The organism is Pantoea sp. X-Soil-MYKO-1289, from assembly GCF_059730625.1.
On the sequence record NZ_AP036004.1, the window covers coordinates 2,043,957 to 2,065,004 of the forward strand.

Annotated in this window: 22 protein-coding genes; 12 read left to right on the plus strand and 10 right to left on the minus strand. The window is 60.8% G+C overall.

The genetic code is table 11. From position 1 onward, the window contains the following. Window positions 1–8 precede the first annotated feature (8 nt). Together dcp and guaD are read right to left on the minus strand one after the other, a co-directional pair. Window positions 9–2,057, minus strand: coding sequence for a peptidyl-dipeptidase Dcp (dcp, locus tag AC6I7Z_RS09900; RefSeq protein ID WP_497814072.1), 2,049 nt, complete (start codon window positions 2,055–2,057; stop codon window positions 9–11). A 44-nt stretch (window positions 2,058–2,101) separates the two neighbouring features. Then, window positions 2,102–3,436, minus strand: coding sequence for a guanine deaminase (gene guaD, locus AC6I7Z_RS09905; RefSeq protein WP_497814073.1), 1,335 nt, complete (start codon window positions 3,434–3,436; stop codon window positions 2,102–2,104). 365 nt (window positions 3,437–3,801) lie between these two features. Here guaD and ydfG point away from each other — a divergent pair, with 365 nt between their 5' ends. Beyond that, on the plus strand, window positions 3,802–4,548 hold the full coding sequence (gene ydfG / locus AC6I7Z_RS09910) for a bifunctional NADP-dependent 3-hydroxy acid dehydrogenase/3-hydroxypropionate dehydrogenase YdfG (protein WP_033747192.1): 747 nt from the start codon (window positions 3,802–3,804) through the stop codon (window positions 4,546–4,548). Window positions 4,549–4,584: 36 nt separating this feature from the next. On the opposite strand, the gene AC6I7Z_RS09915 is transcribed toward ydfG, so the two are convergent. Beyond that, window positions 4,585–4,914, minus strand: coding sequence for a YnfA family protein (locus AC6I7Z_RS09915; RefSeq protein ID WP_075203264.1), 330 nt, complete (start codon window positions 4,912–4,914; stop codon window positions 4,585–4,587). Between the two features lie 131 nt (window positions 4,915–5,045). Between AC6I7Z_RS09915 and AC6I7Z_RS09920 the strand changes: the two genes are divergently transcribed. Both AC6I7Z_RS09920 and AC6I7Z_RS09925 read left to right on the plus strand, forming a co-directional pair. Then, a complete protein-coding gene (locus tag AC6I7Z_RS09920; protein WP_497814074.1) occupies window positions 5,046–5,381 on the plus strand; it encodes a DUF1283 family protein in 336 nt (111 codons plus the stop codon). 55 nt (window positions 5,382–5,436) lie between these two features. Continuing rightward, entirely contained in the window at window positions 5,437–5,733 is a 297-nt protein-coding gene (locus AC6I7Z_RS09925; RefSeq protein WP_497814075.1) for a DUF1161 domain-containing protein, read from the plus strand. Between the two features lie 73 nt (window positions 5,734–5,806). On the opposite strand, the gene AC6I7Z_RS09930 is transcribed toward AC6I7Z_RS09925, so the two are convergent. Next, a complete protein-coding gene (locus tag AC6I7Z_RS09930) occupies window positions 5,807–7,273 on the minus strand; it encodes an MDR family MFS transporter (protein ID WP_497814076.1) in 1,467 nt (488 codons plus the stop codon). Window positions 7,274–7,572: 299 nt separating this feature from the next. Here AC6I7Z_RS09930 and osmY point away from each other — a divergent pair, with 299 nt between their 5' ends. The 4 genes from osmY to osmV are packed head-to-tail and all read left to right on the plus strand — an operon-like array spanning window position 7,573 to window position 11,010. Further along, the gene (gene osmY / locus AC6I7Z_RS09935; protein WP_497814077.1) at window positions 7,573–8,286 is read left to right on the plus strand and encodes an osmoprotectant ABC transporter permease OsmY; all 714 of its coding nucleotides are present in this window, start codon (window positions 7,573–7,575) and stop codon (window positions 8,284–8,286) included. Between the two features lie 13 nt (window positions 8,287–8,299). Continuing rightward, complete coding sequence (locus tag AC6I7Z_RS09940; RefSeq protein WP_497814078.1) at window positions 8,300–9,217, plus strand: glycine betaine ABC transporter substrate-binding protein; 918 nt, start codon at window positions 8,300–8,302, stop codon at window positions 9,215–9,217. A 9-nt stretch (window positions 9,218–9,226) separates the two neighbouring features. Then, on the plus strand, window positions 9,227–9,874 hold the full coding sequence (gene osmW / locus AC6I7Z_RS09945; RefSeq protein WP_033747177.1) for an osmoprotectant ABC transporter permease OsmW: 648 nt from the start codon (window positions 9,227–9,229) through the stop codon (window positions 9,872–9,874). Continuing rightward, window positions 9,874–11,010 carry an osmoprotectant ABC transporter ATP-binding protein OsmV gene (gene osmV / locus AC6I7Z_RS09950; RefSeq protein ID WP_497814079.1) on the plus strand — a complete coding sequence of 379 codons (1,137 nt, stop codon included), beginning with the start codon at window positions 9,874–9,876 and terminating at the stop codon, window positions 11,008–11,010. Before osmW ends, osmV begins: the two co-directional genes overlap by 1 nt. Before the next feature lie 72 nt (window positions 11,011–11,082). Here the strand turns inward: osmV and AC6I7Z_RS09955 are convergent, their stop codons facing one another. The 4 genes from AC6I7Z_RS09955 to AC6I7Z_RS09970 all read right to left on the minus strand — a co-directional run bounded on the left by AC6I7Z_RS09955 (window position 11,083) and on the right by AC6I7Z_RS09970 (window position 15,700). Next, window positions 11,083–12,462 (minus strand): nucleobase:cation symporter-2 family protein, encoded by a 1,380-nt coding sequence (locus AC6I7Z_RS09955; protein ID WP_497814080.1) that lies wholly within the window; start codon window positions 12,460–12,462, stop codon window positions 11,083–11,085. 182 nt (window positions 12,463–12,644) lie between these two features. Beyond that, window positions 12,645–13,343: a dethiobiotin synthase gene (bioD, locus tag AC6I7Z_RS09960; protein WP_497814081.1), complete on the minus strand. Its 699-nt coding sequence runs from the start codon at window positions 13,341–13,343 to the stop codon at window positions 12,645–12,647. Window positions 13,344–13,447: 104 nt separating this feature from the next. Next, window positions 13,448–14,665: a sugar metabolism global transcriptional regulator Mlc gene (gene mlc, locus AC6I7Z_RS09965; RefSeq protein ID WP_497814082.1), complete on the minus strand. Its 1,218-nt coding sequence runs from the start codon at window positions 14,663–14,665 to the stop codon at window positions 13,448–13,450. 138 nt (window positions 14,666–14,803) lie between these two features. Next, on the minus strand, window positions 14,804–15,700 hold the full coding sequence (locus tag AC6I7Z_RS09970) for a LysR family transcriptional regulator (RefSeq protein ID WP_497814083.1): 897 nt from the start codon (window positions 15,698–15,700) through the stop codon (window positions 14,804–14,806). A 93-nt stretch (window positions 15,701–15,793) separates the two neighbouring features. On the opposite strand from AC6I7Z_RS09970, the gene ynfM reads away from it, so the two are divergent. From ynfM to AC6I7Z_RS09990, 4 genes are all read left to right on the plus strand, one after another. Then, a complete protein-coding gene (gene ynfM / locus AC6I7Z_RS09975) occupies window positions 15,794–17,053 on the plus strand; it encodes a multidrug efflux MFS transporter YnfM/SxtP(Kp) (protein WP_497814084.1) in 1,260 nt (419 codons plus the stop codon). 168 nt (window positions 17,054–17,221) lie between these two features. Then, on the plus strand, window positions 17,222–17,473 hold the full coding sequence (locus AC6I7Z_RS09980) for a hypothetical protein (protein ID WP_497814085.1): 252 nt from the start codon (window positions 17,222–17,224) through the stop codon (window positions 17,471–17,473). A 122-nt stretch (window positions 17,474–17,595) separates the two neighbouring features. Further along, a complete protein-coding gene (gene cybB / locus AC6I7Z_RS09985) occupies window positions 17,596–18,135 on the plus strand; it encodes a cytochrome b561 (protein ID WP_497814086.1) in 540 nt (179 codons plus the stop codon). 177 nt (window positions 18,136–18,312) lie between these two features. Continuing rightward, window positions 18,313–19,497 carry a sugar transporter gene (locus AC6I7Z_RS09990; RefSeq protein WP_497814087.1) on the plus strand — a complete coding sequence of 395 codons (1,185 nt, stop codon included), beginning with the start codon at window positions 18,313–18,315 and terminating at the stop codon, window positions 19,495–19,497. Between the two features lie 38 nt (window positions 19,498–19,535). On the opposite strand, the gene AC6I7Z_RS09995 is transcribed toward AC6I7Z_RS09990, so the two are convergent. Together AC6I7Z_RS09995 and bhsA are read right to left on the minus strand one after the other, a co-directional pair. Further along, window positions 19,536–19,793, minus strand: coding sequence for a hypothetical protein (locus tag AC6I7Z_RS09995; RefSeq protein WP_497814088.1), 258 nt, complete (start codon window positions 19,791–19,793; stop codon window positions 19,536–19,538). Window positions 19,794–19,824: 31 nt separating this feature from the next. Further along, complete coding sequence (bhsA, locus tag AC6I7Z_RS10000) at window positions 19,825–20,082, minus strand: multiple stress resistance protein BhsA (protein WP_497814089.1); 258 nt, start codon at window positions 20,080–20,082, stop codon at window positions 19,825–19,827. A 292-nt stretch (window positions 20,083–20,374) separates the two neighbouring features. Here bhsA and AC6I7Z_RS10005 point away from each other — a divergent pair, with 292 nt between their 5' ends. After that, window positions 20,375–21,025 (plus strand): TetR/AcrR family transcriptional regulator, encoded by a 651-nt coding sequence (locus AC6I7Z_RS10005; RefSeq protein ID WP_497814090.1) that lies wholly within the window; start codon window positions 20,375–20,377, stop codon window positions 21,023–21,025. Window positions 21,026–21,048 lie beyond the last annotated feature (23 nt).

Genomic DNA, 21,048 nt, shown 5'->3' on the forward strand with positions numbered 1-21,048 from the left:
GCTGAGGATTAGTCGGCCAGGCCGCGATTTTTCAGCATCGGCTCAAGCTGCGGTTCGCCGCCGCGCCAGTTCTCATAGAGCTGTTTCAGATCGCTGCTGTTGCCGCGCGACAGGATCATCTGGCGGAAGCGGTCGCCATTCTCGCGCGACAGCCCGCCATTCTCCACAAACCACTGATAGCCGTCGTCCGCCAGCATCTGCGTCCAGATATAGGCGTAATAACCGGCCGCATAGCCGCCGCCCCAGATATGCTGAAAATAGCTGGAGCGATAGCGCGGCGGCACGGCCGTCAGCGCCAGATTGTCACTCTGCAGCGCCTGCTGCTCAAAGCCCTCAACCGACTGCGGCGTCTCGCCGACGGCGATGCTGTGCCAGTGCAGATCCAGCAGCGCGGCGGCCAGCAGCTCACTCATGTCGTAGCCTTTGTTGAAACGGCTGGCGCGCACGATCTTCTGGTGCAGCGCCTCCGGCATCGCCTCGCCGCTCTGGTAGTGACGCGCATAGTTAAGGAACACCAGCGGCTCGCTTGCCCAGTGCTCGTTGAACTGCGAGGGAAACTCGACGAAGTCGCGCGGCGTGGCGGTGCCTGAAAGGCTCGGATAGCGCTGGGTGGCGAACAGCCCGTGCAGCGTGTGGCCGAACTCATGGAACAGGGTAATGACCTCATCCCAGCTGAGCAGCGCCGGTTCGCCTTCCGGCGGTCGGGTGTAGTTGCAGACGTTGTAGATGACGGGACGCGTCGCCAGCAGTCTTGACTGATTGACGAGGTTGCTCATCCAGGCGCCGCCGCCTTTGTTGTCGCGCTTAAAGTAGTCGGTATAGAACAGCGCCAGCGGCGCGTCGTCGACGTCGAAGATCTCATAGACGCGCACGTCAGGATGGTAGACCGGCAGATCGTGACGCTCGCTGACGCGGATGCCGTAAAGCTGGTTCGCCGCCCAGAACACCCCTTTCTCCAGTACGTTGTTAAGTTCGAAATAGGGGCGGATTTCGCTTTCATCGAGGTCGTACTGCGCTTTGCGCACCTGCTCGGCATAGAAGCTCCAGTCCCAGGCGGCGAGAGTAAAATCGCCCTGCTGCTGGTCGATGGTCTGCTGGATGGCGGCCGCTTCGCGTTCGGCGCGCGCCCGCGCGGCTGGAACGATATGACGCATAAAGGCGAACGCCGCGTCGGGGGTTTTCGCCATCTGATCCTGCAGCTGCCATTCGGCGAAGCTGGCGAAGCCCAGCAGCTGCGCCTGCTGCGCCCTTACCTGGGCCAGCTCCAGCACCAGCGCGCGGGTATCGTTTTCGTCGCCCTTCTCGCTGCGGCCGACCGAGGCGGCGAACAGCGCCTGACGCGTCGCGCGCGAACGCAACGCCTGCAGCGCCGGCTGCTGGGTAGTATTCTGCAGCACCAGCAGCCAGGCATTTTCCAGCCCGCGCGCCTGCGCCGCCGCCTGCGCCACCGCTAAATCGGCCGGGCTCAGGCCCGCCAGCGCCTCGGCCTCCTGCACCACCAGCCCGCCCGCTTTGGTCGCGGCCAGCAGCTTATTGGTGAAGCGCGTGCTGAGGCGCGCCGCCTGCTGATTGAGCGCTTTGAGCTGCTGTTTGGCCTCTTGCTCCAGACTGGCGCCCGACAGCTGATAGTGCTGCCATGTCACCTCCACCAGCCGCAGCGATTCAGGATCGAGCGCCAGGGTCTCGCGCTGCTGATAGACAGCGTCAAGACGGGCGAACAGCGCGCTGTTCAGGACGATCTCGTCGTTGAGCGCGGTCAGCTGCGGCGCGATCTCTTCATCGACCTGCTGCAGATAATCGCTGGTATTCGCTGAGGTCATGGCGCCGAAGACCAGATTGACGCGTTCAAGCAGCTGTCCGCTGCGCTCCAGCGCCTCGTAAGTGTTGGCGAAAGTAGGCGCCTCGGGATTTTGCGCAATCGCCTGCACCTCTTTACGCTTCTCCTCAATGCCCGCCAGCAGCGCGGGCAGAAAGTCCGCTTCCTGAATCTGATCAAATGGCGGCGCCTGCCAGGGCAGCGTGCTTACCTGAAAAAACGGATTTTGTCTGACGTTCATGCCTCGCTCCTGATTACCGTGCAAAGATTTATCCTGGCAGGTTGCTACGCCCGCAACAACTCGCTCTGCGCTTGCGTCTCGTCGCGTTGCCATACCGCGCGTCCGTTAACCCAGGTCTCGGCGATGTTGCGATCGTCGCCGAGCGTCATCAGCACAAACAGCCGCTCCCAGATATCTTTACTGTTGCTGATGCGCAGCCGCTGCAGCGGCGAGACGGCCAGATCCAGCACCACGAAGTCCGCCTCCTTGCCCGGCGCAAAGTTGCCGATATGCGGATGCAGATCGAGCGCGTGCGCGCCGCCGAGGGTGGCGTGGTAGAACGCTTCTGCCGCGCTGAGCCGATACTGCTGCAGCTGCCCGACCTTATAGGCCTCGCCGAGCGTTTGCAGCATATTGAAAGTGGTGCCCGCGCCGACGTCGGTGCCGATGCCGATCCTGACCCCCTGCTGCCAGCTGCGCTTGAGATTAAACAGCCCGCTGCCGAGGAACAGGTTCGAGGTCGGGCAAAAGGCGATGGCGGAATCGGTATCATGCAGACACTGCCACTCATGATCCTCCAGATGCAGACAGTGCGCGAACAGGCTGCGCCGTCCTGTGAGCTGATGGCGATGATAAACGTCAAGATAGCCGTCGTGCTGCGGAAACAGCGACTTCACCCAGGCGACCTCCTGCGGGTTTTCGCTCAGGTGAGTATGCAGCCAGACGTCGGGATATTCCTGACGCAGCTGACGCACCTTTTCGAGCAGCGCCGGCGTCGAGGTGGGCGCGAAGCGCGGCGTCAGCGCGTAGCTGAGCCGACCGCGCCCGTGCCAGCGTTCGATCAGCGCCCGCGTGTCGGCATAACTCTGCTCCGGCGTCTCCAGCAGCGCGTCCGGCGCATGGCGATCCATCATCACCTTGCCGGCGATCAGCCGCATCTCAATCGCCTCGGCGGCGCCGAACAGCGCCTCCACCGACTGCGGATGCACCGTGCCGAACACCAGCGCGCTGGTGGTGCCGTTCGCCAGCAGCTGCTGCAGAAAAAAGGCGGACATGGCGGCGGCGTGATCGGCGCAGTGGTACTGGCTTTCCACCGGAAAAGTATAGTGGCTGAGCCACTGAAGCAGCTGCTCGCCGTAGGCGCCGATCATCTCGGTCTGCGGATAGTGAATATGGGTGTCGACAAAGCCCGGCACAATCAGGCGGCCGCGCAGATCGATAACATCGTCTGGCGCCTGCGGCAGCGCCTCCCAGGCATGCAGCCCGAAGATGCGCCCCGCCTCCAGCAGCAGCACGCCGTCGTCGATATAGCGCGCCTGCGCCATAATCTCCTCGGGCTGCCGCGCCACATCGGTAAAATCAAAAAAGCTGGCGCGAATGGCCGTAAGGGTTGATGACATACTCGTTCCTTTATTCCGCGTGCGGACCTGATTAACGGTCAGATGAATGAGGTTAAATTGCAACCCGCATGCCAGAACCCGTCGCCTATTCAATATGTTATGTGAAAAAAGCATTTTTTCCGCGGCGACAGAAACGGTATCGTATGCGCAACCGGTTGCCTCTCTGACAGGCAAACTGCGCTAAAACAACGCCGCGGATAACGCGTGCGCCTCTGCTCCTCTTTGGTGCAGCGCGCGCCACAATAGCGCAGCGCAACGCCTGAAAAATTCCTTTACAGCCCGCGCGCGCTTTTATCGCGCAGCGGCGCCGTTGAAGTGATATGGTGAAAACAGGTCAACTGAAAAACGTGTTAAGGAACAGTGAGATGATTATTTTTGTTACCGGCGCGACGGCCGGTTTTGGTCAAAGTATCACCCGCCGATTCATTGAAACAGGTCACAAAGTGATTGCCAGCGGCCGGCGCGCCGAGCGCCTGCAGGCGCTGAAAGAGGAGCTGGGCGAGAACCTCTATACCCTACAGCTTGACGTGCGCAACCGCGCCGCAATCGAAGAGGCGGTCGCCTCGCTGCCCGCCGAGTGGCGCAATATCGACGTGCTGGTCAATAACGCCGGGCTGGCGCTCGGCATCGAGCCGGCGCATCGCGCCAGCGTCGAAGACTGGGAAAATATGATCGACACCAATACCAAAGGGCTGGTCTTTATGACCCGCGCCCTGCTGCCGGATATGGTGGAGCGCGACGTCGGCCACATTATCAATATCGGCTCCGTCGCCGGCAACTGGCCTTACGCGGGCGGCAACGTCTACGGCGCCACCAAAGCTTTCGTGCGCCAGTTCAGCCTCAACCTGCGTACCGACCTGCACGGCACCGCGCTGCGCGTAACCGATATCGAACCTGGCCTGGTCGGCGGCACCGAGTTCTCTAACGTGCGCTTCAAAGGCGACGATGAAAAAGCGGATAAAGTTTACGAAGGCGCGACGGCGCTGACGGCGGAAGATGTCACCGAGGCGGTGTACTGGGTAGCGACGCTGCCGAAGCACGTCAATATCAACACCCTGGAGATGATGCCGGTAAGCCAGACGCAGGCCGGCCTGAAAGTGCACAAGCCCTGACAACGCCTGAGGCCAGCCTGCCGGGCTGGTCTCCTCTCAGGCGCGCCCCCAGCCCGCCACGATAATCAGCATGCCGCAAAACGCCACCAGCGCCCCGCTCCAGTCCCATGCGCTAAGCTTCACGCCGTCCACCACGCGCAGCCACAGCAGCGCGGTCAGCACGTAAACGCCGCCGTAGGCCGCATAGACGCGCCCGCTCGCCGCCGGATGCAGGGTCAGCAGCCAGACAAAGGCCGTCAGGCTCAGCGCGGCAGGCAATAACAGCCAGACGGAGCCGTTCTTTTTCAGCCAGAGCCAGGGTAAAAAGCAGCCGACAATCTCTGCAATGGCGGTGAGAAAAAAGAGCAGCGCGGTTTTGATCAGCATGGGATCCTCTCGCAAAGATAAACAGCTCGCCCACCACTGGTGAGCAAATAAAGCGCGATGATATACTAAGCCCTGTCTGCCGCAACCCTGAACCATCCCTGCGCGCCAGGCATTAACCGAAGGAAAAGACGATGAAAAAATTGTTTCCGACCCTGTTCGCCGCGCTGCTGGCCGGCAGCGCGATGCTGACCGCCGTGCAGGCCAGCGCCAATACCAGCCGCCTGATTATTGAAGACGGCAACAACGCCGCCAGTAATGAAGCCGCGCGCCAGAGCAAAGAGCAATGGAATGACACGCAGCACCTGCGCCATAAGGTGAACACCCGCGTAGAGAAAGAGTTCGATAAAGCGGATCGCGCCTTCGATACTCGCGACGCCTGCGAAAAGAGCTATAACGTCAACGCTTACTGGGAAGCCAATACCCTGCGCTGCCTCGATCGCCGCACCGGCCGACCGGTCGCCCCCTGATTTATTCCAGGGACTGCTATAGTCAGTAAGGTTCACTACGCAAAAGGAGAAGATGATGAAGAAACAGACCGGAATGTTAATCGCAACTTTACTGGCGCTGCCGATGCTGGCGCACGCCTCCTGCGAGTCCGTTAAAGCGGACATCAGCCAGAAAATCATTCAGAACGGCGTCCCGGAATCGGGTTTTTCGCTGGATATCGTGCCTAACGATCAGGTTGACCAGGCGGGCGGCCAGGTAGTGGGCCATTGCGAAAATGACACACAGAAAATTGTTTATAAGCGCGTGGGACGCGGCGAGGAAGGCAGCGTGCCTGACAGCGCAGGCAGCTCGCAGGATGCGCCTGCGCAGTGAGCCTACTCTGCTGACAAAGCCGGCCATTCTTATCCGCGTCGGCATTCAATAAGGGCGACGCCGTCGCCCTTTTCTATTCCGCCTGTTCCGGTCGCTGTCGCGGCATCATCCACGCCACACCCAGCGCAAACAGCGCAATGACCAGCGCCACCACGAATACCCAGTGCAGCGAGGCGGCAATCGCCTGCACCATATGGTGCAGCGTCTCGCTGGAGAGCGCCTCGCGCGACGGCGCCGACATAACCTGCTGCACCGGATCGGCGGCGTGCGGCAGCCGCTGCGCCAGGTTAAGGTTCAGCACGGCGCCCATCAACGCGGTGCCGATAGCCGATCCCATCATGCGGCTGAACATGATCGACGCGGTGCAGATGCCGCGAATATCGTAGTGCGCATGGTTCTGCACCGACACCAGAAAGGTGGTGCTGGTCATCCCCATGCCGGTACCGATAATAAAGGCGGTCGCGCCCGCCTGCCAGATTGCGCTTTCCGCGCGCAGCAGCAGCAGCAACGCGCTGCCCGCCACCAGCAGCAGCGCGCCGAGCTGGGCGGTAAACCGGTAAGAGGTATGCAGCATCAGCCGCCCGCTCAGCGTGCTGGCGAGCGGCCAGCCGATCGACATCATCGCCAGCGCGCTGCCCGCCTGCAGCGGCGTGCCGCCTGTGATGCCCTGGATCCAGGTCGGCAGAAAGGCGCTGATCCCCATCATCGCCGCGCCGATAATCAGATTTCCGGCGTTGCCGGCGATAATCAGGCGGCTACGCCAGATCTCCAGCGGAAACAGCGGCGCATCGGCGCGCAGCTCATGCCTTTTTAGCTGCCAGCCGGCGAACAGCGCCAGAACCAGAAAAGCGACCAGCCAGTAGCCGAGCCACTCCGCCTGCAGCAGCGCCATCAGCAGCGCGCTGACGCAGATCGTCAGCCAGAGGCTGCCCGCGACGTTCAGCGGCTGCGGCTTCTCGTCGACGCAGTGGGCCGGCAGAAAGCGCGCCAGCATCGCCATGCTAATCAGCCCTATCGGCAGATTGACCCAGAAGATCAGCGACCAGCTAAAGTGCTGCACCAGCCAGGCGCCGGTCAGCGGACCGACGATCGCCGCCACGCCCCAGACGCTGGAGAGCCAGCCCTGCACGCTGGCGCGCTCGCGCGGCGAATAGATATCGGCCACGATGGTGGAGCTGAGCGGCATAATGGCGCCGGCGCCCAGTCCCTGAAAAGCGCGGAAGAGGATCAGCCACAGCATGCTGTGTGCGAAGCCGCAGAGCACCGAGCCGATCAGAAACAGCGAGGTGCCGATGAAAAACATTTTGCGTCGCCCCCACATATCCGCCAGACGGCCATAGAGCGGCACGCTCACCGCCTGCGTCAGCAGATAAACAGAGAAGACCCAGCCAAACTGTGAAAAACCGCCGAGGTCGGCAATGATGGTCGGCATCGCCGTAGCGACGATGGTCACCTCGATAGCGGCCATAAACATCGCCAGCATACAGGCGAAGAGGATCCAGCCGCGGTGGCTGACCTGCAGGTGTGCGCTCTCAGTCATACATCTCCCTTTTGTTATTCAGCAAGGCTAGCCTAAATTCGCGTTGCCGCTGTGCCTGGCGTGCGCACGTTGTGTGACGGCGTCACCTTAACCCGCTAAAAATAGTTAATTTCCTGCTGAAACCAGATGCCACGCGGCTTTAACCGCCGTTCAGGCTGTTTCTATCTGTCTGATTTTGCCGATAAAAAGTAGCGCCCCCTCTTTTAGGCTGCTATAGGCTTAATAGCTTTTTATCCATACCTGAAAAAATTGGGCGACGTGATTGTCCGCCTGCACAACAAACAACAGGGAGATCGAGAATGCAAAATGGTTCGCTGGTCAGACGCGCCGGACTCGCGCTGCTGGCCATAGTCTGCGTGCTGACGCTGCTGGTCTGGGGGCTGGGGATCGAGACGCTGCGCGCGCGCCGCGTCGACCTGATCTACCTCGGTCAGCAGCATCTCTATCTGGTTTTCTGGTCGATGCTGTTCGCGCTGCTGATCGGCATTCCCAGCGGCATCCTGCTGAGTCGTCCTTTTGCCCGTCGCTGGGCCGAATATGCGATGCAGATCTTCAACGTCGGCAATACGCTGCCGCCGCTGGCGGTGCTGGCGCTGGCGATGGTCGTGCTGGGGATTGGCGAAAAACCGGCGCTGTTCGCCCTGTTCCTCGCCTCGCTGCTGCCGATTGTGCGCAACACCTATTCCGGACTGAGCGCGGTGCCGCCCGCCCTGATTGAGGCGGCGAACGGTATCGGCATGACCAAACTCCAGCGCCTGCGTCAGGTTGAGCTGCCCAACGCTTATCCGGTGATGCTGGCCGGTATCCGCATCGCCACCGCCATTAACGTCGGCACCGCGCCGCTGGCCTTTCTGATCGGCGCCAGCAGCTACGGCGAACTGATTTTCCCCGGCATCTACCTCAACGATTTTCCCACGCTGATCCTCGGCGCGGTCGCCACGGCGCTGTTCGCGCTGCTGCTCGACATGCTGCTGGCGGCGCTGGGCCGCTTTCTCAGCCCGCACGCGGCTTAACAGGGAGACTGATATGACGACGCTGACGCGCTGGTTCAGACGCACCGCGGTGGCCCTCGCCGCGACGCTGGCATTTAGCCAGGCGGCGCAGGCCGCCGCGCCGCTGGTGATGGCGACCAAAAGCTTTACCGAACAGCATATTCTTTCCGCCATGACGGTGATATGGCTGCAGAAGAAAGGCTTTCAGGTGATCCCGAAACGCAATATCGCCACCACCATCGGCCGCAACGCCATGCTCAATAAACAGGTGGATATGACCTGGGAGTATACCGGCACTTCGCTGATCATCTTCAACCACATCAACAAGCCGATGTCCTCTGACGAGGCGTATCAGACGGTGAAAGCCCTCGACGCTAAGCTGGGGCTGGTCTGGCTCGACCCGGCTCCGATGAATAATACCTATGCGTTCGCCATGCAGCGCGCGCGCGCCGAGAAAGAAGGTATCAGCAGCATGTCGCAGCTGGTGGCGAAGATCGAACAGGTGCGCCAGCGCGACCCCGATCATAACTGGCGGCTGGGGCTGGACCTGGAATTTTCCGGCCGCTCCGACGGTATGAAGCCGCTGCAGACCGCCTATAACCTGACGCTCGATCGGCCGCAGATTCGGCAGATGGATCCTGGCCTGGTCTACAACGCGGTGCGCGACGGCTTTGTCGATGCGGGCCTGGTCTACACCACCGACGGACGCGTTAAGGGTTTCGATCTCAAAGTGCTGGAGGATGACAAGCACTTCTTCCCCAGTTACAACGTCACGCCAGTGGTGCGCAAGGATGTGCTCGACAGTCATCCAGGCCTTGCGCAAGCGCTGAATCAGCTTTCGCCGCTGCTGACCAGCGAGGCGATTACCGAGCTGAACAAGCGCGTCGATATCGATCATCAGTCGCCCGAGCAGGTTGCGCGCGACTTTCTCAACGCTAACAAGATGCTGTAAGGCGGCCATATGGATACCTTTCACTACATTATCAACAACTGGAGCAGCCTGCTGGCGCTGACCTGGCAGCATACCTGGCTGGTGCTGGTGGCGGTCGGATGCGCTATCGTCGCCGGCGTGCCGCTGGGCGTGCTGATCGTGCGCGTCAGATGGCTGGCCGCGCCGGTGCTGGGCATCGCCACCGTGGTGCTGACCATTCCGACCATCGCCCTGTTCGGCCTGATGATCCCGCTCTTTTCGCTGATCGGTCAGGGCATCGGCGCGCTGCCCGCCATTACCGCAGTATTTCTCTATTCGCTGCTGCCGATTGTGCGCAACACCCATACCGCGCTGGAAAATCTGCCGGACGGCCTGCGTGAGGCGGGACGCGGTATCGGCATGACCTTCTGGCAGCGGCTGCGCTGGGTGGAGATCCCCATGGCGCTGCCGGTAATTTTCGGCGGCATTCGCACCGCCGTGGTGATGAACGTCGGCGTGATGGCGATCGCCGCGGTGATTGGCGCAGGCGGCCTTGGCCTGCTGCTGCTCGACGGCATCAGCGGCAGCGACATTCGTATGCTCATCGCCGGCGCGCTGATGATCTGCCTGCTGGCCATTATTCTCGACTGGCTGCTGCACCGTCTGCAGTCGGCGCTGACTCCTAAGGGGATTCGATAATGATAAAACTGGAAAACCTGACGAAAACCTTTACCCAGAAAAACGGCGCCAGCGTGACCGCCGTCGATAACGTCAGCCTGCATGTGCCGCAGGGCGAAATGTGCGTGCTGCTCGGCCCGTCAGGCTGCGGCAAGACCACCACCCTGAAGATGATTAATCGCCTTATCCCCAGCACCAGCGGCAGGATATATATTAACGGCGAGGATACCAGCACCCAGGATACCGTTACCCTGCGCCGCAACATCGGCTATGTGATCCAGCAGATCGGCCTGTTCCCCAATATGACGATTGAAGAGAATATCACCGTGGTGCCGCGCATGCTGGGCTGGGACAAGAAACGCTGCCGCGAACGCGCCACCGAGCTGATGAGCATGGTGGCGCTCGATCCCGCCAAATTTCTTCACCGCTACCCGCGCGAAATGTCGGGCGGCCAGCAGCAGCGTATTGGCGTGATCCGCGCGCTGGCGGCGGATCCGCCGGTGCTGCTGATGGATGAGCCGTTCGGCGCCGTCGACCCGATCAACCGCGAGGCGATCCAGAACGAGTTTCTTGATATGCAGCGTCAGCTGAAAAAAACCGTGATGCTGGTCAGCCACGACATTGATGAAGCGCTCAAGCTCGGCGACCGTATCGCGGTATTTGGCCAGGGAAAAATCGTGCAGTGCGCCAGCCCGGATGAGCTGCTGGCCAGCCCGAGAAATGATTTCGTCGGCTCGTTTGTCGGCCAGGACCGCACGCTGAAGCGCCTGCTGCTGGTGCAGGCGGGCGACGTCACCGATCAACAGCCCACCATCACCGTTAAACGCGCCACGCCGCTGGCGGAGGCGTTCGCCCTGATGGATGAAAACGAGATGCGTTCGGTGACCGTTGTAGATAACGACGGCAAACCGCTCGGCTTTGTGAAGCGCCGCGAAGCGCGCCACGCCAGCGGCAACTGCGAGTCCCTGCTGCATACCTTCCGGGTAACCGGCAAGGCGGAGGAGAATCTGCGCGTGGTGCTCTCTAAGCTCTATGAGCACAACACCGTCTGGATGCCGATCGTCGACGAAGATGGCCGCTACAGCGGAGAGATTTCGCAGGATTATATCGCCGACTACCTCAGCTCCGGCCGCACGCGACGCCGCCTCAATCCGTAATTTTTTAGCGACCGCCTGCAGCAGGCAAGCGGCCCCGACGCAAACGTCATGGCGCCGGGGCCGTACTCTTTTCTACAGCCCTTTTTCCACCGCTTGGCCCTGCGGCAAGGCAGCAGCGCGCGGCTCGCTGGGCAGCACCAGATTCAGCAGGATCGCCAGCACGCCGCCGGTGGTTACCGCATGGCCAAAAATCTGACTTACCAGCGGCGGGAACTGCTTCAGCGCTTCCGGCACCGCTTCGACGCCCAGCCCCAGACCAAAAGAGACCGCTACAATCAGCATCTCGCGACGCCCCAGCGGCGTTTGGGTCATTACGCGGATCCCGGCGGCCACCACGCTGCCGAACATCACCAGCGTCGCGCCGCCCAGCACCGGCGGCGGGATCTGCTGCATCAGCGCGCCCACGGCGGGAAACAGCCCGAGCAGCGCCAGCATCGCCCCCATCACCATGCCGACATAGCGGCTCGCCACGCCGGTCATCTGAATCACGCCGTTATTCTGCGCAAAGGTGGTGTTGGGAAAAGCGGAGAAGACCGCCGCCAGCACGCAGCTCACGCCGTCGGCGCAGATGCCGCCCTGCAGGCGACGCTGAAACTGCGGGCCGCTGATCGGCTGCTGCGACAGCATACAGTTGGCGGTCAGGTCGCCCACCGCCTCAATCACCGAAATCACCGACACCAGCGCGATAGGCAAAAAAATCGTCCAGTCGAAGGCGAAGCCGAAACGGAAAAAGCCAGGCAGCGCCAGCCAGCCCGTCTCCGGCAGCGGCTTCAGCACCAGCGTGCCGCTGAGCGCCGCGGCGAGGCAGCCAGCGGCGATGCCGGCGATCACCGCGATCAGCCGCGCCCAGCGGTTGCGCATCCGGTTCAGCGCGATAATCACCAGCAGCGTCAGGGCGCCGAGCGCCAGGTTGCCGGGCGCGCCGAAATTCACCGCGTTATGCCCGCCCGCCCAGTCAGTGATGCTCACCTTAATCAGGCTAATGCCGATCAGCGTTATCACCGTTCCGGTCACGACCGGCGTCAGCACGCGGCGCAGCTGCGCGATGCAGCGGCTAATCAGCAGCGGGATCAGCGCGGCGACCAGCGTGCAGCCGAAGATCATCGCCATAATATCCTCCGGCGAACCGCCGCGGCTTTTGACGATCATCCCGCCGGAAAGGATGACGCCAAGAAAGGCGAAGCTGGTGCCCTGCAGGCAGATCATGCCCGCGCCGATCCCCGCCACGCGCCGCGCCTGCAAAAAGGTGCCCATGCCGGAAACCAGCAGCGACATGCTAATCAGATAGGGAATATAGGCCTGCAGCCCCAGCACCGAGCCAATAATCAGCGGCGGCGTGATAATGCCGACCACGCTGGCCAGCAGATGCTGCAGCGCGGCAAAAAACGCGGGCGCGGGCCTGATGCGCTCGTCCAGCCCGTACAGCAATGCTTTCTCTTCTGAATGCGACATAATCGTGCTCCGGCAGTCTTGTGATTAACGCTGTTAATGCATTTATCACGCCACGCGCGCGGGCAGCGAAAGGAAGTAATGTTAACTGGTTGACGGATAAGAAGTTAAAAACAAAAAGCGCCGCGCCAAATCCTGAAACCATCGATTCAGACGCAGCGGCTTTGCAGCATAATGTTTCACTCTCAGGCGATCTTTGCACCTGAATCGGGCAGCGCGGCGATGCCCAGCGAAGAGAGATCGAGATAACCGGCCAGGTCGCGCTGTTCGGCGCGCGGCAGATAGGGCAATTCCCCCAGCAGCGGCGCATCGATGCTGTCGCGCAGCACGTCGATCAGCTCAGCATAGTGCGCCAGGCCGGGGTTAATGCGGTTTGCCACCCAGCCGGCCAGCGGCAGCCCGTCACGCGCGATCGCCTCGGCGGTCAATAGCGCATGGCTGAGGCAGCCCTGCTTGATGCCCACCACCAGCACCACCGGAATATGATGCTGCGCCACCCAGCCGGAGAGCGGCTTCGCATCGTTCATCAGGCTGCGCCAGCCGCCGGTGCCTTCAACCACGACGCAGTCAGCCTGCTGCTCCAGCCGCTGCAGGCTCTGATTCAGCAGCGCATAGTCCATGGGCCTGCGCGGACGAATGCTGACTTCGTCTTCTTCATAAATCAGCGGGTTAATCGCATCGTAAGGCAGGGTAAGCGTCGAACTGCTCTGCAAAACCAGCGCATCCTTACTGCGCAGGCCTTCAGCGCTCCGCTCAGCGTTTCGAGCAACCGGTTTGAAACCCACCGCGCTCAGGCCAGCGCGAGCGAGATACTGCAGAAGCGCGCGCGAAACCACGGTCTTCCCTACAGCGGTGTCAGTGCCGGTAATGAACAGATTTTTCACCCCACTCCTCCTCAACGTAACGGTTTTGTTTTACAAAAAAGCAAAACCTATTGTAAGGAGTGCGGGCAGCAGGCGGCTTGCGTTAGCGCAAAGTTCAGTCGCGCTTAACCTTGTAACAGTTTTACCAGCAGATAGCCGCTGTAGAGGGCGTCTTTGATCAGGGCCGCCGCGCCGAGGGTGCCCGGCTCGCGGAACTCCGTGGGCGCCAGCTGAATCGCTTCGCTGTAGGCGGGCAGCGCCTGCTGGCGGATGGTGCTGCTGACGGCGGGAAACAGCACTTCAGCGGCTTCGTTAAGCGGCGAGCCGATCAGAATATGCTGCGGGTTGAAGATATTGACCATCATCGCCAGCATCCGTCCGACATGATGCCCGACGCCCGCGATGGCGTCGCGCGCCAGCCGATCGCCCTGCTGGGCCGCCACACAGAGCCTCTCCAGCGTTAACGGCTGCTGGTGCAGCACGCTGTCGGGCTGCGCGGCGAGGCGCTGCGCCGCCAGCGCCAGCAGGCTGCCGGTGCTGGCAACCGTCTCCAGACAGCCGTGATTGCCGCAGTAGCACTGCTGACCGTAGGGATCGATCTGGGTATGTCCAATCTCAACCAGCGCACGGCCGCTTTTATGCAGCAGCTGGCCGCCGCTGATCACGCCCGCGCCGACGGTATCGTCAATGACAATCTGGATGACGTCCTGCGCGCCGCGCGACGCGCCGAACAGCGACTCCGCCAGCGTCCAGGCGGAGATGTCGTGCTGCACAAATACCGGCACGCCGGTGCGCTGCGCCAGCGTATCGCCCAGCGGTATCTCGCGCGCCTCATAGCCTGGCAGCCGGTGCACCACGCCCGAGGCGGCGTTAATCAGCCCTGGCAGCGTGATGGCAATTGCCGTCAGCCTTTCCAGCTTGCGCTGGTGGCGCATAAAAAAGGCGTCGACACGATCGATCAGCGAGGTCAGCAGCGGCTGCTGCGCTTCATCAGGTAGCGGTGAGGTCTCCTCCACCAGCGCGCGGCTGCTGAGATCGCGCAGCGTCAGGGTCAGCGCGCCATGATGCAGGCGCACCGCGAGGTAGTGCCAGGCGAGCGTATCGAGGATCAGGCCGATGGCCGGTCGGCCGCGCGAGCCTGGCTCCTGAAATTCCGTCTCCTGCACCAGATGAGCATCAAGCATTTCACGCACGATTTTGGTGATGCTGGCGGGCGCCAGCTGCGCCAGGCGGGAAAGTTCGATACGCGAAATCGGACCGTAGAGATCGATCAGGCGGTAAACAACGCCTGCATTAGTCTGTTTGATCTGGTCAATGTGACCAGGCTGACTATCCAGCTTCACGCCCTGTGCTCCCGGTTATTTTCGCGCTTCTAAATAAACAGCGACTATGGTGAGGCAGATTGCGCCTGAGCGTCAAATATTTGATTTGAAATGTGATTTGCAGCACATAAAAACCGGACTTTGCTTAAGGTCTGGCCCTTATTTTTGCGCTTCTGGCGACAGAAGCCGCATCATATTGCGCATCTGCATCGACGGCTCGCGCTCGCCCGACCAGACCAGCCACACCTCCGACAGCGCATCTTCCTCTTTCAGCGGCAGCCAGACCACATCGGCCAGACGCGCGCGCGCGAAGGACGCAGGCAAAATCGATACGCCAAGGCCGGTAGCCACCAGCCCGAGGATGGTCATCGCCTCGCCCACCTCCTGCATGATGTAGGGCTTAATCTGATAGCGGCGCAGCAGGCTGAGGATTTCGCCGTGCAGCGCCGTGCCGCCCTGCGGATCGAAGAAAATGAAAGGTTCGTTCGCCAGGGCGCTGACGGAGAGGGTTTCCACGTCCGCCAGCGGATGCGCCCAGTGCACCACCGCGCGCAGGGGTTCGCGCAGCAGCAGCTGATGACGCAAATCGGGCGGCAGCGCGGTGTTGCGCATCACCCCCAAATCGAGTCGGCCCTCATGCAGCGGCGCAAGCTGCTGTCGGGTGTTGATCTCCTGCATCTGGATATGCACCTGCGGCCAGCGCTGGCGAAACTGATAGAGCGCGTCCGAGACCAGGCCGGTAAAGGGCGCAGAAGAGGTAAAGCCGATGCGCAGCTCGCCCTCTTCGCCGCGCTCCAGCCGCGCCGCGCGACTGGCCGCCTGCTCGACCTGCTGCAAAATCGCCCGCGCGTCGCTGAGGAACTGTTGCCCGGCCGGCGTGAGCTGAACGCTGCGATTGGTGCGGGTAAACAGCTTCGCGTCAATCTCCTGCTCCAGCTGCATGATCTGCTGGCTGAGCGGCGGCTGAGAGATGTTGAGCCGCTGTGCGGCGCGGCCAAAATGAAGCTCTTCGGCGACCGCGAGAAAGTAGCGCAGGTGACGCAGTTCGATATTCATATTTTAAACATATCAATTGAGATTATTAATATATTAGACAACCTATTAGCGCTTTCCTAGAGTAGTCCTACTCTTTTCAGCTGAGGAATTAACGTGCGTCGCTCTTCTCAGGCGGTTACGCTCGACGACGGCGAGTTAGCCGATTCGACGGCAGTCTCTCCCGCGGCATCATCCGTATGGATCAAACGCGGCACGCCGCAATTTATGCGTGTCACCCTTGCGCTCTTTTCCGCCGGTCTGGCAACCTTCGCGCTGCTCTACTGCGTGCAGCCAATTCTGCCGGTGCTGTCGGCGCAGTTCGGCGTATCGCCCGCCGAGAGCAGTATTTCGCTCTCGATCGCTACCGGACTGATGGCGCTGGGGCTGCTGGTGACCGGCCCGCTTTCCGACGCCGTGGGCCGCAAGAACGTGATGGTGACGGCGCTGATGCTGGCGGCAATTTGCACCCTGATTTCCGCCACCATGAACAGCTGGCAGGGCATTTTGCTGATGCGCGCCCTCACCGGCCTTTCGCTCAGCGGCGTGGCCGCCGTGGGCATGACCTACCTCAGCGAAGAGATCCATCCCAGCGTTATCGCATTTTCTATGGGGCTCTATATCAGCGGCAACTCCATTGGCGGCATGAGCGGCCGCTTGCTGAGCGGCGTGCTGACCGATTTCTTTTCCTGGCGCGTCGCCATCGCGGCGATTGGCTGCTGCGCCCTCGCGTCGGCGCTGATGTTCTGGCGCATTCTGCCTGCGTCACGCCATTTTCGTCCGGCGTCGCTGAAGCCGCGCAGCCTGATGATTAACTTTCGCCTGCACTGGCGCGACCCTGGACTGCCGCTGCTGTTCGCCGAAGGCTTTCTGCTGATGGGCGCCTTCGTCACGCTGTTCAACTATATCGGCTACCGTCTGCTCGGCGCGCCTTACCATCTCAGCCAGGCGGTCGTCGGCCTGCTCTCTGTGGTCTATCTGACCGGCTCCTGGAGTTCGCCGAAGGCGGGCGCGCTGACGATGAAGCTGGGACGCGGCCCGGTGCTGCTCGGCGCTACGGCGCTGATGCTGACGGGCCTGCTGCTGACCGCGCTGAGCGCGGTGTGGTGGATTTTCGTCGGCATGATGCTGTTTACCGCCGGCTTCTTCGCCGCTCACGCGGTCGCCAGCGGCTGGATCGGCCCGCGCGCGCGTCGCGCCAAAGGCCAGGCGTCGTCGCTCTACCTTTTCAGCTACTATGTCGGCTCCAGCGTAGCCGGCACGCTTGGCGGCCTGTTCTGGCACAGCTACGGCTGGCCTGGCATTACCCTTTTTATCTCCGCGCTGCTGCTGCTCGCTCTGCTGACAGGCTGGCGTTTGCAGCGAAAACAGCTCTGACGCCGTACGGCGCTCACCAAAAAGGACGCAGCTGCGTCCTTTTTCGCCTCTTGACCCTGAGCCTGCTAACTTATTAGGGCCATAAAAAACAAAGTCGCCAATCCTCGCTATAATCCCTCTCACTCCAACAATAAATGTACTTTTTTTTACAGCAATGAGGATGTCCCAATGGGCCATTACTACTACGTTTCTAAAATTTCTGGCTACAACGATAACCATGTGGTGCATGCCGCAGGCTGCCAGTATCTTCCCCCGTTAGAATCCCGCCTGTTTCTCGGCACTTTTTATACCGCCAACGCCGCGATCCAGCAGGCGCGCAAGTATTACCCCGGATCGCTGGGTTGCGAGGCGTGCTGTCCGCTGCCGGTAAAAAAAAACCTGAAGGTACAGAATAGCGTGGCACTAAAGCATATCGCCTGACTCTGATTATGCTGGCCTCGCCGCGGAGGTCAGCAATGCTTTGCGCCGTTGCGCCAGTTTGTTAAGATTTCTCCTCTCTTTCCAGTAAGGTAGAGCTCTTCTTCCTGATGCCTGAGCAAACTATGCGCGAAAAATATGCCGCTTCACAAATTGCCCTTCACTGGCTGACCTTTCTGCTGGTGGCGCTGGCGTACGCCACTATCGAGCTGCGCGGCTTTGCCGAGCGCGGCTCCTGGCAGGGCTATGCGATGATCATTACCCACTTCAGCGCAGGCTTTACCGTCCTGCTGCTGATGCTGGCGCGTCTGTTTTTGCGCACGCGCCATCGTACGCCACCCATTACGCCGCCGATCGCCCGCTGGCAAACCGGCCTGGCGCATCTGGTGCATACGCTGATCTATGCGCTGTTTATCACCCTGCCGATTCTGGGCCTCACCTCGCGCTATCTGCGCGGGCGAGACTGGTGGCTGTTCGGCATACCGATGCCGGTGGCGAGCGAACCCAGTTTCGATCTCTCTGACAGCCTGATCGAATGGCATGAAACGCTGGCACCGCTGGGATACTGGCTGATAGGCCTGCATGCCGCGGGCGCGCTGTTTCATCACTATTTTCTCAAGGACAATACGTTGAAACGTATGATGCCGGGCAAAACGCCGCGCTGATAACCCTTGTTTATCGCCCGCGGGCCGGGCGATAAAAAACTTTCAGGAATAAAACTGCGTTTCACCGTTCCCCTTACCGTGCAATTCCCTCACAATGGTCAATAATTGTGACGCAAGTCACTTTCGTGGATGTGAAAACCGCATCTTTTTGCTGCTGCTCTGACTGATTTTATTTTCATGCAATCAACTACTGTATCCCGTAAAACGGCCTGGCTACGCGTGGTGCTGCTGGCTATCGCCGCCTTTGTTTTCAACACCACTGAATTCGTGCCCGTCGGCCTGCTTTCCGATATCGGCGCCAGCTTCAGCATGAAAAGCGCCGACGTGGGCATTATGCTCACTATCTACGCCTGGGTGGTGGCGCTGCTTTCGCTGCCGCTGATGCTGCTGACGCGCAATATCGAGCGGCGCATCCTGCTGTCGGCGCTGTTCCTGATCTTTATCCTGAGCCATGTGCTGTCGACCTTCGCCTGGAGCTTCACCTCGCTGGTGGTGTCGCGCATCGGCATCGCGCTGGCGCATGCGGTGTTCTGGTCAATTACCGCCTCGCTGGCGATTCGCGTCGCGCCCGCCGGTAAAAAGACCCAGGCGTTAAGCATGCTGGCGACCGGCACTGCGCTGGCGATGGTGCTGGGCGTGCCGATTGGCCGCGTGGTAGGACAATATCTGGGCTGGCGCACCACCTTCGGCATGATTGGCGCCTCGGCGCTGGTGCTGATGGTGCTGCTGGCGCGTATTCTGCCGCGTCTGCCGAGCGAACACACCGGCTCGCTGAGCAGCGTGCCGATGCTGTTTCGCCGGCCCGCGCTGGTGAGCATGTATCTGCTGGTGACGCTGGTGGTGACCGCGCACTACACCGCCTACAGCTATATCGAGCCGTTTATGCAGTTCGTGGCGAATGCGGATGAGAACTTTACCACGCTGCTGCTGCTGCTGTTCGGCTCCGCCGGGATCCTGGGCAGCGTGCTCTTTAGCTCGCTGGGCAATAAGTTCCCCTCTGCGCTGCTGATCGCCGCGATAGCGATTATCACCCTCTGCATGGGGCTGCTGATTTTCGCCGCCGTTCGTCCGGCCGCGATTGCGACGCTCTGTATTCTGTGGGGCATGGCGATGATGATGATCGGCCTGGCGATGCAGGTGCGCGTGCTGTCGCTGGCGCCGGATGCCACCGACGTGGCGATGTCGCTGATGTCAGGCATCTATAATATCGGCATCGGCGCGGGCGCGCTGCTGGGCAATCAGGTCAGCGAGCATCTGAGCATGGGGGACGTGGGTAATATTGGCGGGCTGCTGGGGCTGGCGGCGCTGTTCTGGTGTATCGCTATCTTCCGCAAGTATCCGCAGTTGCGCAGCAACGGATAAAAAAAGGGCGTCGGAACCGGGTTCCGACGCCCTTTTTCTTAATTAAGGCTGGCGGCTGTGCCAGACAGCCTGCTCGCGCCAGAGGTCGAAGCGATGGGAAAAGGCTTTACGCGCACGTTGTCCTGCTTTCCCGACAGCTGCTGCTCCAGCGAAATCAGGCTGCCGCTGCCGCTGACGTTTACCGCTGCGGCCTCTGTCTGGTAATAAGGCGCAGCCTCAAGCTGCTCCGCCGCCGCGCTGGTCAGAGAAACCGCACTGAATAGCGCCGCCATAACGACATACTTCACGCTTTTCATCCTCTCTCTCCTTCTCTCCGACGCCGCTGACTTACTGATAAATCACTGCGGTGCCGTGCAGGTTGTTCTGACCGGAAGTCGAGGTGATGCGGAAAGATTTCGCGCCTGCGGCATCCGCTTTCGCGTTCAGCTGCGCTTCCAGTGAATCCAGGTTAGTGCCGCCCTGAGCGGAGATGGTGCCAACCGGAGTCTGGTTCAGCGGGTCGCTGACAACCTGATCAGCTGCGAATGCGCCAAAAGTCAGGGTAGTAAGGGCCAGAGCGGCCAGGGTCAGTTTGGTGGTTTTCATGATATCGGCTCTCATATTCGGGTTTATAAAAGTGTCGCTAAATTAATTAACGATCGTTAAATAAATAGTAGAGCATGGTGCGACTCTGCGTCAATGTTTTTTTATCGATCGTTATTTTAATGCGGAAGAGGCGTGAGTATGGGCTTCAGCGCCCTTTTCCACTTAACCATATGGGGGAAAAGTGGGCGGCAACGCACAAAATGCCAACCCCGTTTTACGGGCGCGCTGGCTGACTTGCATATTTTCTTAATGATCGGTAATTTAATAGGGTGTTTTTCAGACGTGAGGATCTATGAGCCAGCAATATGATGAAGTCCTGAAAAAATGTCGTGGTCGGCCAAAAACCTTCGACCGGGACGCAGCGCTGGACAAAGCCCTGACGCTGTTCTGGACCCATGGTTATGAAGGCACCTCTCTTTCCGATCTGGTTGCTGCCACCGGCGCTAAGGCGCCGACGCTCTACGCCGAGTTCGAGAATAAAGAAGGCCTGTTCCGCGCGGCGATGGAACGCTATATCGAGCGCTTTAGCGCTGAACGCAACGCCGCGCTGCAGGATGAGAGTAAATCGGTTGCTGAAGCGATTGAAAGCTGGTTCCGCGCCACGGCGGCCTGCTTTACCAACTGCGATACGCCGGCGGGCTGCTTCTTTATCTGTACCTCTACCGCGCTCTCTTCGTCATCGAGCGAGATCGCCCATATGCTGCGCCAGCAGCATGACGCGCAGCAGCAGACGCTGCTGGATTTTCTCACCGCCCGCCAGCAGCGCGGCGATATTCCGGCGCAGGTCGATATTCACTCTCTGGCGCGCTATCTCGCCTGTATGCTGCAGGGTATGTCGGTGCGCGCGCGCGAAGGCGCGCCGAAAGCGGATCTCGATAACATCATCGACACCCTGATGGCGATGTGGCCGGCGCTCACCGGTCAGTGCATGAAGCCGCGCTGAATATTTTGCGCTATGAAGTAATC